The sequence below is a fragment of the Neobacillus sp. S1227 genome, from assembly GCF_055385255.1.
Map to the genome: position 1 here is coordinate 1,653,285 of NZ_AP038276.1, position 13,220 is coordinate 1,666,504.

Below are 13,220 nucleotides of genomic sequence, written 5' to 3' on the forward strand. Positions count from 1 at the left end.
GGCCCCTTTGGAACAGGTCTTTTCTCCGCTAAATTTTCAATGGTGTCAGGCACTGCTGAAAAATTTCAGATGCCTTATCCGGGTTTACTGAAAAGCCCATTTCCTTCATCGTTTCCCCGATTAAAACAACTGCTTTCTCAAGCATTTCATTTGTGGTGTTGCCCATATGGCCGATTCGGAACGCCTTTCCTGCCAGATGCGCAAGCGCACCGGCGACGATGACACCTTTTTCGGCTAGAGCAGAGCGGAAGGCGGCATCGTTCAAGCCTTCTGGGTAAAGTATACAGCTAAGAGTAGTTGCAGCGACATCCTCATCGGCTATTGCCTTCATGCCATATTCGGCTAGAGCGGACCGGACTGCTCGTCCGTAAGCTTTGTGACGTTTATAGCGATTTTCCATTCCTTCTGAAAGCACTAATTTCATTCCCTCGTCATAGGCGTAAATGAGGTTTACCGGCGGTGTTGCAAAGTATTTGCCCGGATCATTCATAATGGGGATCCAATTATGGATGTCACAATAGTAGGCTGGTACACGCCCAATCTTTTCACGTGCGGCCAATGCGGATTGGTTAAATGCAACAACAGCCAGGCCTGGAGGTACTCCGATTGCTTTCTGTGATCCTGTTAACACAACATCGATTTTATAATCCGGATGGCCGTATGCCTTACTCATGTCTTCTTCCATCGCTGCAGTGGCGCAAACACCATCCAGAATAACCAATGCCCCGTGTTTTTTAATGACGGGTACAAGTGCATCCAAGTTTGCGGCGACACCTGTTGAAGTATCGGCATGGGTAATGGTAACCGCTTTGTAATTCCCCGCAGTCAATTTTTCCTCTACATCCTTTGTCTGAACCTGGCTGCCCCATTCTGACTGAAGGACGTCAACCTCAATTCCAAATGCTTTTCCTAAATGGATAAAGCGGTCACCAAAGTAACCTTGACTGATGACAAGTATTCTCTCTCCTGCAGCCACTGTATTTACAAGGGCCATTTCCATCGCAAGGGTTCCGGATCCGGAAACAACAAACACTTCTCCATCTGTTTTAAACATCTCTCTTGTTTTTTCAATTGCACTCTTAAATATTTTCACAAATCTTGGGTCAGTATGACCTCGGGTTTCCTGTGCAAGCGCATCATAAATGGAATCAACAACAGGTGTCGGGCCGGGGATAAGCAGCATTTCTTCGTTACGCATTTTTCGTTCCTCCCTAAATAGACTTTTTTAGCTAATAAGGAAGTATTAAATTTTCCAAAGTTTATACTTCCTTAACACATAAATTCAACTGCGCCTCCATGAGCCGTCCAAATGAACTAGCCAACGACGAGTTTCATTTATAAGAAAATAATCCAACATTTACCTCTTCTATATCATATTCGAAAATCCTTTAATATTTTTTAGAATTCATACACTATATTAAATGGTATAATATGGTTTAGCTAGAAGGGATGGTATCGGTATGAAAGAATTGGTATTTTTAAAGGGCTATCAAGAAAACGAACTCTTAAGAAAAAGTTTTAATGAATTAGCGTCCTCTATCTTTGGCATTGACTTCGAAGTTTGGTATAAGCACGGCTTCTGGACAGAAAAATATATACCATATTCGTATATTGAATATGGTAGAGTCGTAGCAAATGTATCAGTAAATCTTGTGGATTTGATCATTGATAACGAAAAAAAACAGTCTGTTCAAATCGGTACTGTTATGACGCATCCGGATTATCGAAATCAAGGTTTGTCCAAAAAACTGATGGATCGGATTTTGGAAGATTACAAGGATATAGATTTAATGTATTTATTCGCCAATCAATCTGTGCTGGATTTTTACCCAAAGTTTGGTTTTAAGGAATATGAAGAAGTCCAATTTTCAATGGAACTTGCAACCGAGGCAAAAAACGAAACCAGTATACGAAAATTAAACGGAGGAAGCGTTGAAGATTTAGCATTTATTTATAGATTGGCAGCTGATCGGATATCAGGAACAGCAGCCTTTGGGACACGCGGAACAGAGGAGCTGCTAATGTTTTATTGTTTGATGGTCTTTAACCAAGACCTCTATTATGTCCAGGATGAACAGGCTGTGGTTATTATGCAGCATGAAGAGGATACGCTTCACCTTTATGATGTTATTAGTAAGGAGAAAGTAGAATTAATAACTATCTTAAGGAAACTTGTTAATAAGAATACTACAAAAGTTGTTTTTCACTTCCAGCCTGCGGATGACGGGCTGCCGCTTAAGACTGAGGTTGATAAGTCTAGTAATGTTTTATTTATCAAAAATCTTACCGGTGTTTCATTGCCAAATGGGTTTAAACATCCACTTACCTCACAGGCCTAAAGCTGATTATTGGCAGAATATTAAAGTAGTGCTAATATTTTAGTATTCAGTTAATATTTTGCTTTATAAATTGTTTTTGAAGGAGACGAGTAGAGATGAGTATGGAAAATATGAGCGTAGCAAGCAAAGGGTATTTTGGCGAATTCGGAGGCAGTTTTGTTCCAGAGGATTTACAAGAAGTTCTAAACGAATTGGAACAGCAATTTTTAAAATACAAGGATGACCCTGAATTCATTGAAGAATATAAATATTATCTCAGGGAGTACATTGGAAGAGAAAATCCATTAACATTCGCCGAAAATTTAACAAAGCAAATTGGCGGTGCGAAAATCTATTTGAAACGGGAAGATTTAAATCATACCGGAGCTCATAAAATTAATAACGCCTTAGGGCAGATTTTGCTGGCCAAACGGATGGGTGCAAAGCGGATTATTGCAGAAACGGGCGCTGGCCAGCATGGTGTAGCAACCGCAACCGCCTGTGCAATGTTTGGCATGGAATGTATCATCTATATGGGAAAAGTGGACACAGAGCGCCAAGCGTTAAATGTTTTCCGTATGGAATTATTGGGGGCAAAGGTGATCCCGGTAACAAAAGGACAAGGACGTTTAAAGGATGCTGTAGATGAGGCTTTGGGGGACCTTGTCCAAAACTATCAAAATACCTTTTATTTGCTTGGTTCAGCAGTTGGCCCACATCCATACCCAACCATGGTGAAGCATTTCCAAGCGATTATCAGTGAGGAATCAAAGCGCCAGATTCTTGAAAAAGAAGGAAAGCTCCCAACAGCCGTGATTGCCTGTGCAGGTGGTGGCAGCAATGCCATCGGTGCATTTGCTCACTATATCAATGAAAAAAATGTCCGGTTAATCGGTGTTGAACCAGCAGAGGCTCCGACCTTGACGGAGGGGGTGCCGGCTGTTATTCACGGTTTTAAATGCTTGACGCTAATCGATGAAAAAGGAGAGCCAAAGCCAACCTATTCCATTGCGGCAGGGCTGGACTATCCAGGTGTTGGTCCAGAACACAGCTATTTAAAAGAGAGCGGCAGGGCGGAGTATGTTACAGCAACCGGCCAGGAAGCATTAGAAGCGTTTCAACTTTTGAGTAAAACAGAAGGCATAATTCCGGCGCTTGAAAGTTCTCATGCGGTTGCCCATGCAGTGAAGCTTGCCAAAGAATTATCATCGGACGATGTGTTAATTGTAAATCTTTCAGGACGCGGGGATAAAGACGTTGAGCAGGTATTTCAGATGTTAAAAAAATAATGTAATGAAGGATGGCCCTTTTAACAGGTCGTCCTTTTTTTGTTGTCAAAAGTTATTCACAAAAAATTGTTAAAGTTTTGTGAAATAATTCTTATTAATTGCTGAATTTCGACATTTTTCAGTCGTTGACAGCTGCCTAGGTAGATAATTAACGAAGTTTTAGTCTATAAATAATAGAATCCATGCCGAAATGTGTCGAGATTATCACGTTTACAATTTATCTAAACCTATCAATAATTTAAATTGAATTATATTCCAATAAGTAATTTTTTATGGAAATTGCTTGGTGGAGTATGACCATTCATTAAATTATTGAGGAGGATGTGTAATGGTGTATCCGCAAAAGCCTTGGTTGAAATGGTATGATCCGAGAGTAGAAGAGCATGTAAGTGTAAAGCACGAGTCCCTGTATGATTTTTTGGAAAGTGCCGTTGAGCGTTTTAGCGAAAAATCAGCATTCACTTTTTATGGAAAAGTTTTCAGCTATACGGAAACAAAAAGGATGGTCGACAGACTTGCGTCTGCATTACATAAAGAAGGCTTTAAAAAAGGCGACAGAGCTGCAATTATGCTTCCTAATTGCCCTCACTATATATTCAGCTTATTTGCAGTTTTTCGTTTAGGCGGGATTGTTGTCCAAATGAATCCGATGTATGTCGAAAGGGAAATCGAATACGTATTGGAGGATTCAGGTGCTAAATATATGATAGTGATGGATTCTACCTATCCTAGGGTTAAAAGGGTCCAGCCGCGCACATCTCTAAAAAGGGTTGTAGCAGTGAACTTAACTGGTAACCGGGGCGAGCTCGGCGAAGGAGATTATTATTTTGAAGCAGCACTTCAAGGTAATGTCAATCTTCCTGAAGTGGAAATAGACCCGCATGAGGATGTCGCGGTGCTGCAATATACTGGCGGAACAACTGGTATACCAAAAGGCGTTATGCTGACCCACTACAATCTTTTAGCCAATTTCAATCAAGTCTGCGATTTTATTTATAATACCTGTGATAATGTTCCAGACTCTTTTAAAATGATTACTGTTCTGCCAATGTTTCACGTCTATGGACTTTCAAGTGTAGCTCTTTGCGGAATTCGCGAAGGCGCTAACCAGATTATCCTGCCTCGCTTTGATTTAAAAGAGGTAATGGAAACTATTAAACGGGAAAAGCCATTTATCTTTGCTGGAGTTCCAACCATGTATTTTGCTTTGAATAGTTTGCCTGAAGCATTAAAGGATTGCGGTTTTGCAGATGTATATTATGCGGGAAGCGGCGGGGCGCCGTTACCAGTGGAGCAGGCGAAATTATTTGAAAACATTACAGGTTCAACCCTCCGGGATGGCTACGGGCTATCTGAAGCATCTCCAACGATTGCATTCAATCCACCGTTTTTGCCTAGAAAGTATGGAAGTATCGGCATACCAGTACCAAGTACAGTTGTTAGAATTGTTCGAGAGATTGAAAACGGAGAATATGTGGATGTCCCTGCCGGTGAATCAGGAGAATTAATTGTTAAAGGGCCTCAGGTCATGAAAGGATATTGGAACCGTCCGAAAGATACAGCAGATGTAATGAAGGATGGCTGGCTGTTCACTGGTGACATTGCAAAAATGGATGAGGATGGCTATCTTTATATTCTTGACCGGAAGAAGGATATGATTATTGCCAGCGGTTACAATGTTTATCCCCGCGAGGTGGAAGAAGTCCTCTATAAGCTCGAGGGTGTGGAAGAGGCGATCGTAATCGGTGTCCCTGATAGATATCGTGGGGAAACGGTGAAGGCGTATATTAAGCTAAAAGAGGGCTGTGGACTTTCTATAGATGAGATTATTGTGTTTGCCAAAGCCAACCTGGCACCTTATAAGGCTCCTAAAGAGGTAGAAATACTAGAGGAATTGCCAAAATCATCAGTTGGAAAACTGCTTAGAAGAGTTTTGCAGGATGAAGAGATTGCAAAAGCGAAGGTTTAATATCTTTGTATTCATTTGTTTTTATAAATAAAGTTTAATATTTTTAGCTGCACAGAAAAATGCCCAATCGTAATCGATAGGGCATTTTTCTGTATTATTGTTTTTATTGTTTTTTTAGAAATTCCAGTACTTTTTGATTAACAAGCTCCGTGGCTTCGGTTACATAGATATGCCCTGCGCCTTTAATGGTCAGGAATTCGGCATTTTCAATATTTTCTGCCAGGGTAACGCCATTTTCAAATGGGACTAAACGATCTTCATCGCCGTGAATAACTAAAGTTGGTACTTTAAGTTGTTCCAGTTCACTGTAAGTGTCGTGAGCAAGGCATGCTTGGAGCTGAAGCATATATGCGTATGGAAGAATCGGCCTTTCAATTCTTATTTTAATATCCTCTGCTACGAGATTGCGGTGATTTTCAATAAATGATTGGCTGTATAAGATGGGGGCAGTGGCCCAAGCCATTTCCTCAGGAGTCGCAGTAGAAGAAGCTCTAGACAGCATAAGCATGGAGACTTCCGCCCCTGGCTGAACATGATTTGTACCGCCGGAAGTGGTACACCCAAGGATAAGGGATTTAATCCGCTCTGGATACTTTATCGCCAGCCTTTGGGCAATCATCCCTCCCATAGAAATCCCATAAACATGTGCAGCTTCAACTCCTGCCTCATTGAGGACTGCCCGTGCATCTTCTGCCATTAATTCAATAGAATACGGGGTATTGGGCTTATCGCTTTGGCCAACACCGCGATTATCAAAAATAATTACTTTATAGTGTTCCGAAAGAGCTGGCAAAGTTCTATGCCAAGACCTAGAATCAAGGGATAACCCCATAATCAATAAAAGCGGCTCCCCTACACCATGAACCTCATAATAAATATCAATTCCATTTGCATTCGTAATGGGCACGCAAGCACAACTCCTTTAATCATAATATTAATATATATGACCATAGCTATAAGGACATGTATGGAAAATCTATTATCCAGCAATTAAAAAGGACTGATTGCCTACACATAAACTGTCCACTGCACATGGACAAATATCTTTTTTTGTGCCTGACACCTTTTGTTATTCACCTCAAAATGAAAGCGTTTTCCTGAGATAGTGTCATTCGGGTGACTTCAGCAGGTGGATAGATTCTGCAATGAGGGGTTGGGGAAAAATTCCAACAATATTCGACAAAGAATTCTTTTAAGTGAAAGGGATTTCATTTGAAAAATCCTATGAATTAAGTATGGAAGGAAATTAATATATCGCTCATTCATTGCAATTGTAGGTATTTGTGGAATTTTGTCGATAAGCATTGGTTTACAAATCTAAACTTTCCTTCAATAATTAAAATTATATTAATATTCTAACAATCTTAGTTTTTGTTAATATCAAGAGGAGGCATAGTTTTTTATGGTTTATCAGCAAAAGCCGTGGCTTAAAGTTTATGATTCAAGGTTGGATGAGCATCTTCAGATTAAGTATAATTCTCTTTATCACTTTTTGGAGGAATCGGTAAATCGTTATAATACGAAACCGGCAATGACGTTTTTGGGAAATGTAACTAGCTTCAATGATACCAAATCATTTGTCGACCGTGTTGCCTCAGCCTTACATAGAGCTGGATTTGTTAAAGGCAGCCGTTTAGCCATAATGCTGCCCAATTCCCCTCATTACATATTTACTTTATTCGGGACTTTTCGCCTTGGAGGAATCAATGTCCAAGTAAATCCCATGTATGTTGAAAGAGAAATAGAGCATGTTTTAAATGACTCCGGTTCAGAGTACATGGTGGTCCTCGATGCTCTTTACCCAAAAGTGAAAAAAATCCAGTCAAATACTTCGTTAAAAAAAGTAATCGTTGTTAATTTTGGCGGTGCCAAAATTGATCTTGCAGATGGAGATGTTTATTTCGATGAATTCCTTGATAAGGAGGTCAGTCTTCCAGAGGTAGACATTGACCGTGATGAAGATGTCGCTGTACTTCAATATACTGGTGGAACAACGGGTCTCTCCAAAGGGGTAATGCTTACCCATACGAATCTTTTAGCCAATTTAACACAGGTTTGTGATTTTGCTTATAAAACATGTGATGACAAACCTAAGGATTTTAAAATCATAACTGTATTGCCGATGTTCCATGTCTATGGATTATCAAGTGTTGCGCTTTGCGGAATCAGAGAAGGTGCCAACCAAATTATCCTGCCGCGCTTCGATCCAAAGGAAGTAATGGAAATTGTCAAACGGGAAAAACCATTCCAATTTTCAGGCGTTCCAACCATGTTCTTTGCATTAAACAGCCAAGAGGGACTAGAGGATGCAGGTTTTGATTCACTCTACTACGTGAACTGCGGTGGTGCACCACTTCCAATAGAAGCGGCCAAAGTGTTTGAAAAGAGGACAGGGAAACAGCTGCGTGATGGATACGGTTTATCTGAAGCAGCACCAACAGTTATTTTTAGTCCTCCATTTGTGCCAAGAAAGCACGGAAGCATCGGTATTCCTGTTCAAAGTACAGTTGCCAGAATCGTTCATGAAACAGAAGATGGCTTTGTTGATGCACCAGTTGGTGAGGCTGGGGAGTTAATCGTCAAAGGGCCTCAAGTTATGAAAGGATACTGGAATCGTCCTGAAGATACAGAAGCAGTCATAAAGGATGGCTGGCTGTTTACTGGCGATATGGGAAAAATGGACGAAGATGGATACTTCTATATAGTTGACCGCAAGAAAGATATGATTATTGCGAGCGGCTACAATGTTTATCCAGCTGAAATTGAAGGGGTTCTTTATCAGTTGGAAGAAATCGAAGAAGTAGTCGTAGTGGGCGTCCCGGATCCTTACCGCGGCGAAACCGTAAAGGCTTATGTAAAACTAAAAGCGGGTTATTCTATTAGCGAAGAAGAAATCAAACAGTTTGGAAAGGAAAACCTAGCACCATATAAGGCGCCAAAGGATGTGGAAATCCTTCCAGAACTGCCAAAATCTTCAGTCGGGAAACTGCTAAGAAGAGTATTAAGAGACCAAGAAAAACAAAAAGTAAAAGCTTAATAGTCAACTAGGAGGAATTTAAGATGAGTTTGCAAGAGTTATTCAGTTTACAAGGAAAAACAGCAATTGTTACAGGTGGCGGAAGAGGCCTAGGACAGCAAATTGCCACTGTATATGCAGAAGCAGGAGCTAATGTTGTAGTTTGTTCAAGAGATGTTGAAGCGTGTCAGCAATTAAGCGATGCTCTTAAGGAAAAAGGCGTCCGTTCACTCGCATTTAAATGTGATGTATCAAATCCTGAAGATATCCAGCATGTTGTGGACGAAACGCTAAAAGAATTTGGCTCTATTGATATCTTGGTTAATAACAGCGGCACAAGTTGGGGAGCCCCTGCGCTTGAAATGCCCGCAGATAAATGGGATAAGGTAATGGATATCAACTTGAAGGCAGTATTTTTATTTTCTCAGGCTGTTGGAAAAATTATGGTCGAGCAGCGTTCAGGAAAAATCATTAATATTGCTTCAATTGCCGGTATGGGCGGTCAGAAACCAGAAGTAATGGATGCCATTGGTTATTCTGTCAGCAAGGGTGCAGTCATTACATTAACGAAAGATTTAGCAGTCAAATTGGCACCGCATAATGTCCATGTGAATGCCATTGCACCGGGATTTTTCCCAACAAAAATGACCAAAGCTATTTTGGGCTATTCTGGTGAAAGTATTCTTGGTCGTACACCTGCAGGACGTTTTGGATCCGATGAAGATATTAAGGGGCCGGCACTATTTTTAGCATCGTCAGCTTCCGATTATGTAATCGGTCATGTACTGGTTGTTGATGGTGGAACGACAGCAAGTGTTGAATAAGGCCGCCACGTTTTAATAATTTTTCTGAATTTTTAAGTGATAGTCTTGAAGGCTTCCAATAAATATGTTTAGATTAACATACTAGAGTATGTGAATTCACTACATACCAACCGGTCAGTAGAAGGGATTTTGATGGAAAGCACTCAACAAGACTTAGAGGCTTTATACAAGGAATTAGAATTAAGAATGAATAGGAGAATCCATGTCCTCACCAATAGCCGTAGGTTTACCTGCGCATGGGGGAGGGCATTGGATGCCCATTTGGCTCAGTTAAAAATTCACAGAAGATTAACAACTAGATGGTTAAAACGATTAGACCTTCCTAATAAGGATGAAATAGCTGAGCTTTCAATAAGATTGGTAGATTGTGTGGAGAAAATCGACCTGCTCGACGACACCATCTATAGTTTTAAGAAAATGCAGCAAATAAATTTAACGCATTTAAAAATGGTTCGACAATCATGGGAAGAACTGCTGGTTGTTTTGCGGACGGAAGAAAAAGAATTAAAAGCAGGTAATTTTACATCGCTTGAAACTGAATTAAAAGAACTAAAGCGATTATTTCAAATAGAATTCGAAATGGAGGAATAACCAATGACTGAGAAAAATGAAAAAGAGTTAGAGGTTGAGGAAAATGTTGAAAACCAATTGTCAAGCCTTGAACTAATTTGGAAGATTGGCTTTGATGAATTAGATGCATGGGCTAATCGTTTTAATAAACGCGATGAGCTATTCTTGTCAGCGGTTAAGAACTATGTTGAAAGTGTAAAGCGCAATCAGGACAATCTAAAAGCAGTCACTGAGCAATTTAACCGGGAAGTTAAGGAATGGGAAAAAGCAGCGCGTGAAGAATTACTTGTGACAACCACCACTTTACAGCATTTCTTCCCTGTTAAATCTTATGAGGAAATCAATAAAGTTGTAGATGACATTCAACAAAAAACAGCAGCTCTGCTGTTAACTCCCGTAAAGGCGTTAACCGGCGGCCAGGCACTAGACAAGTATCTTGATGCCGTCGCGCAATATCTGGCCTTCAGGAAAAAAGCCCGTGAAAAATATATTGATAGTGTAAAGAAAACTACTAATGTTTTATATGAAAATCAAAAAATATTTGTGGATTTATTCTCAAAGCAATTAAAAGCAGCTATTTTTCCTTTTCAAAAATTCATGAAAAACGCTGTTGAATCAACAAAATCATAACGAGGTGAATGTAAATGTCGGAGAAAAAATATGATCCGTATGAATCCTTTCATAAGCTAAGTCTTTTGTGGGAAAAGCAAATCAATGATTTTATCTACCTGTGGACAAATAACAATGAGTTTGTCAAAATGTCCAATCTCGGAACTGAAGTGCAAACCCGCTATATGGAACAATTGAAAAAAAATCAAGAAGCCTTCGCTAGTGTCCTAAATTTACCGACGAAGAGCGACGTTACAAATGTGGCAAACTTAACGATTCAGGCAGAGGAGAAAATGGAGGCTCTTGAAGAGCAAATTTGGGATTTGCAGGATTCTGTTAAATCACAGAGTAAAGAGATTGAAAGTGTCGTAGAAGTTTCTAAAGAAATCATTAAACTGACAAAACAGCTTAAACAGGAACTGGTTAAGTCCAAAAAGGAACTGGCCGATACAAAGAGCCTTCACGATGAACTTCAGGAAATGAAATTTGAACTATTGAAGTTAGGTAACTTTAAAGAAGAACTTGATGCTATTAAGGGTCTGATTGAAAAGGAAAAAACGGAGCAGCCTGTCCTATCTAGTGCAGGATCATCTAAATAATTTTAAAAGGAGGGGAAGTTAACAGTGGCAGTAGATACACCTTTTAAGAATTTGATTCCAGAATTAAATTATGAGAAAGAAACGAATCGTTGGAAGAATGTTGTAAAAGCATTAAACGGACCTGCACCAAAAATGGGACACTCGCCAAGAAACGAAGTATGGCGGAAAAATAAATCGGTATTATGGCATTACCCTGCTAAACAAAAAAAATATGAAATTCCATTATTCTTTGTTTACTCCTTGTTTAATAAGCCATATATTTTAGATGTTGCTCCCAAGACCAGCGTGATCGAGGGTCTCACAAATTTAGGCTATGAGGTGTATTTGTTAGATTGGGGTGCACCAGGCTATGAGGACAAAAAAATTGGTCTCGATACTTATATCGACAAGTATTTAAGAACTGCGGTTAAGCGTGCAATCCGCCATTCCGGAGCGGATGAAATTACCGTGGTCGGCTATTGCCTGGGCGGAACGATTGCTTCCATTTATGCGTCAATTGCCGATGAGCCGATTAAAAATTTAATCGTTGCAACTGTACCAATTGATTTCAAACCGGCTATCGGTCCGGATAAATGGACAGAAGCCATGAGAAACGGTGATATTAACATAGACAGCATTATTGATGTTTATGGCAACATCCCGCCTAAAATGGTCGAAGGCATGTTCAGGGCAATGCAAGCACCTGTTTATTTTACTAACTATACAATGCTGCTTGCAAGGGCACATGACCAGCGTTATGTTGATAAATGGCAGCGGATGAACAAATGGACAGTTGATCAGGTTCCATTTGCAGGCGAAGCTTACCGTCAATTAGCTAATGATCTTTTTAAACAAAATAAACTTGTTAAAGGTGAGTTAGTTATTGGCAATAAAAAGGCAGACTTAAGAAATATTAAAGCCAATTTATATGTTATTTCTGGTTCTAGAGACCAATTAATCCTAGAAGATCAAAGTAAACCAATCATGGACCTAGTTTCCAGCGAGGATAAAACGTATGTCGTTGTTGAAACGGGGCATGTAGGCCTGGCGCTTTCTGGATTATTTGGCAAAATTGTTGATCAATGGGCATCCAGCCGTTCTAATCCCCTATAACAAAGAAATAGGCATAAAATACGGTACAAGGACATATATAGTAAATAGTGTTGCATAAAAGAGGAAGGAATAGTTTCCTTCCCCTTAACTTGCAGCCTGATGTTTATTCAAAAAATTGCGAAGCACCTCATTAAACGCGTCTTTTGCTTCAAGTTTAGCAACATGGCCGGTATTTCTAAAAACGACAAACTCGGAGTGGCGGATTTGCTTATGCATTAAATATTGAATCCAAACAGGTGTTACGGAATCATATTGACCGCCAATAATAAGCGTAGGTACCTCGATTTTTGGAAGGAGTGTTACATTATTTACCTTAAGACACGCTTCCATTGCTTTAAAGTAATATTCCTTGTTTGGCCGGTAAAATTCGTAAAATTTTTCAAAATTCTCATCTGACCAAGTATACAGGCAAACCTTTGCTGCGGTTTCCCTTGTTAACTCAGGAGATTTATTTGCTGCACGGGCCTTTCTATAGGCTAAAAATAATTTTCCGAAATTTTTTGGAGCATAATGGAACGTACTCACCAGCATTAAGGAACGGCACACTTCTGGTGCCTGCCGGTAAATCTCTTGTGCAACCATACCGCCCATGGATAAGCCGCATATGTGTGCGCTTTCAAAGCCTAGCCCTTTTATAAGACTTATACAATCGGCTGCGAATTCCTTTATTGAAATCTCACCCGGCTTTTGATATTCACCGTGTCCTCGTAAATCTGGAATAATTAAGTCATATTGATCTGCTAATTCGAACTGATGTAACCAACCTTCTTTTACCTCCCCAAGTCCATGAATAAAAACTAAAGGCTCACCGACACCGAGTCGTAAATAAGGAATCTCATGGGTGACTTTAAAAAAATTACGCAAATTGCATTCCTCCCTATGATTTTTAATAATCTTTGTTTCCCTCATTTCTATAATATATACATTTATAAAA

At 39.8% G+C, this 13,220-nt stretch carries 12 protein-coding genes; 9 read left to right on the forward strand and 3 right to left on the reverse strand.

What is annotated here, in order from left to right; translation table 11 throughout:
• Positions 1-28: 28 nt before the first annotated feature.
• Positions 29-1,198: a pyridoxal-phosphate-dependent aminotransferase family protein gene (locus ACZ5AE_RS08510; protein ID WP_464571301.1), complete on the reverse strand. Its 1,170-nt coding sequence runs from the start codon at positions 1,196-1,198 to the stop codon at positions 29-31.
• Between the two features lie 262 nt (positions 1,199-1,460).
• Between ACZ5AE_RS08510 and ACZ5AE_RS08515 the strand changes: the two genes are divergently transcribed.
• The 3 genes from ACZ5AE_RS08515 to ACZ5AE_RS08525 all read left to right on the forward strand — a co-directional run bounded on the left by ACZ5AE_RS08515 (position 1,461) and on the right by ACZ5AE_RS08525 (position 5,576).
• Positions 1,461-2,339 carry a GNAT family N-acetyltransferase gene (locus ACZ5AE_RS08515; protein WP_464571303.1) on the forward strand — a complete coding sequence of 293 codons (879 nt, stop codon included), beginning with the start codon at positions 1,461-1,463 and terminating at the stop codon, positions 2,337-2,339.
• Between the two features lie 101 nt (positions 2,340-2,440).
• On the forward strand, positions 2,441-3,607 hold the full coding sequence (gene trpB / locus ACZ5AE_RS08520; RefSeq protein ID WP_464573576.1) for a tryptophan synthase subunit beta: 1,167 nt from the start codon (positions 2,441-2,443) through the stop codon (positions 3,605-3,607).
• 328 nt (positions 3,608-3,935) lie between these two features.
• Positions 3,936-5,576: a long-chain-fatty-acid--CoA ligase gene (locus ACZ5AE_RS08525; protein ID WP_464571305.1), complete on the forward strand. Its 1,641-nt coding sequence runs from the start codon at positions 3,936-3,938 to the stop codon at positions 5,574-5,576.
• Between the two features lie 103 nt (positions 5,577-5,679).
• Here the strand turns inward: ACZ5AE_RS08525 and ACZ5AE_RS08530 are convergent, their stop codons facing one another.
• Positions 5,680-6,483: an alpha/beta fold hydrolase gene (locus tag ACZ5AE_RS08530; RefSeq protein ID WP_464571307.1), complete on the reverse strand. Its 804-nt coding sequence runs from the start codon at positions 6,481-6,483 to the stop codon at positions 5,680-5,682.
• A gap of 495 nt (positions 6,484-6,978) precedes the next feature.
• Here ACZ5AE_RS08530 and ACZ5AE_RS08535 point away from each other — a divergent pair, with 495 nt between their 5' ends.
• The 6 genes from ACZ5AE_RS08535 (at position 6,979) to ACZ5AE_RS08560 (ending at position 12,286) form a co-directional block, all read left to right on the forward strand.
• Entirely contained in the window at positions 6,979-8,613 is a 1,635-nt protein-coding gene (locus ACZ5AE_RS08535; RefSeq protein WP_464571309.1) for a long-chain-fatty-acid--CoA ligase, read from the forward strand.
• Between the two features lie 23 nt (positions 8,614-8,636).
• Positions 8,637-9,416 carry an SDR family oxidoreductase gene (locus tag ACZ5AE_RS08540; protein WP_464571311.1) on the forward strand — a complete coding sequence of 260 codons (780 nt, stop codon included), beginning with the start codon at positions 8,637-8,639 and terminating at the stop codon, positions 9,414-9,416.
• 132 nt (positions 9,417-9,548) lie between these two features.
• A complete protein-coding gene (locus ACZ5AE_RS08545; protein WP_464571313.1) occupies positions 9,549-10,007 on the forward strand; it encodes a hypothetical protein in 459 nt (152 codons plus the stop codon).
• 3 nt (positions 10,008-10,010) lie between these two features.
• A complete protein-coding gene (locus tag ACZ5AE_RS08550; protein ID WP_464571315.1) occupies positions 10,011-10,616 on the forward strand; it encodes a hypothetical protein in 606 nt (201 codons plus the stop codon).
• Between the two features lie 14 nt (positions 10,617-10,630).
• Positions 10,631-11,194 carry a polyhydroxyalkanoate biosynthesis repressor PhaR gene (locus ACZ5AE_RS08555; RefSeq protein WP_464571317.1) on the forward strand — a complete coding sequence of 188 codons (564 nt, stop codon included), beginning with the start codon at positions 10,631-10,633 and terminating at the stop codon, positions 11,192-11,194.
• Positions 11,195-11,218: 24 nt separating this feature from the next.
• A complete protein-coding gene (locus ACZ5AE_RS08560; RefSeq protein ID WP_464571319.1) occupies positions 11,219-12,286 on the forward strand; it encodes an alpha/beta fold hydrolase in 1,068 nt (355 codons plus the stop codon).
• Positions 12,287-12,370: 84 nt separating this feature from the next.
• Here the strand turns inward: ACZ5AE_RS08560 and ACZ5AE_RS08565 are convergent, their stop codons facing one another.
• On the reverse strand, positions 12,371-13,150 hold the full coding sequence (locus tag ACZ5AE_RS08565; RefSeq protein WP_464571321.1) for an alpha/beta fold hydrolase: 780 nt from the start codon (positions 13,148-13,150) through the stop codon (positions 12,371-12,373).
• Positions 13,151-13,220 lie beyond the last annotated feature (70 nt).

Excerpts from the sequence above, each read along its gene's own strand:
- ACZ5AE_RS08555 (WP_464571317.1), top strand. The coding sequence starts at position 10,631 with ATGTCGGAGAAAAAATATGATCCGTATGAATCCTTTCATAAGCTAAGT.
- trpB (WP_464573576.1), top strand. The coding sequence starts at position 2,441 with ATGGAAAATATGAGCGTAGCAAGCAAAGGGTATTTTGGCGAATTCGGA.
- ACZ5AE_RS08535 (WP_464571309.1), top strand. The coding sequence starts at position 6,979 with ATGGTTTATCAGCAAAAGCCGTGGCTTAAAGTTTATGATTCAAGGTTG.
- ACZ5AE_RS08510 (WP_464571301.1), bottom strand. The coding sequence starts at position 1,198 with ATGCGTAACGAAGAAATGCTGCTTATCCCCGGCCCGACACCTGTTGTT.
- ACZ5AE_RS08545 (WP_464571313.1), top strand. The coding sequence starts at position 9,549 with ATGGAAAGCACTCAACAAGACTTAGAGGCTTTATACAAGGAATTAGAA.
- ACZ5AE_RS08540 (WP_464571311.1), top strand. The coding sequence starts at position 8,637 with ATGAGTTTGCAAGAGTTATTCAGTTTACAAGGAAAAACAGCAATTGTT.
- ACZ5AE_RS08525 (WP_464571305.1), top strand. The coding sequence starts at position 3,936 with ATGGTGTATCCGCAAAAGCCTTGGTTGAAATGGTATGATCCGAGAGTA.
- ACZ5AE_RS08515 (WP_464571303.1), top strand. The coding sequence starts at position 1,461 with ATGAAAGAATTGGTATTTTTAAAGGGCTATCAAGAAAACGAACTCTTA.
- ACZ5AE_RS08550 (WP_464571315.1), top strand. The coding sequence starts at position 10,011 with ATGACTGAGAAAAATGAAAAAGAGTTAGAGGTTGAGGAAAATGTTGAA.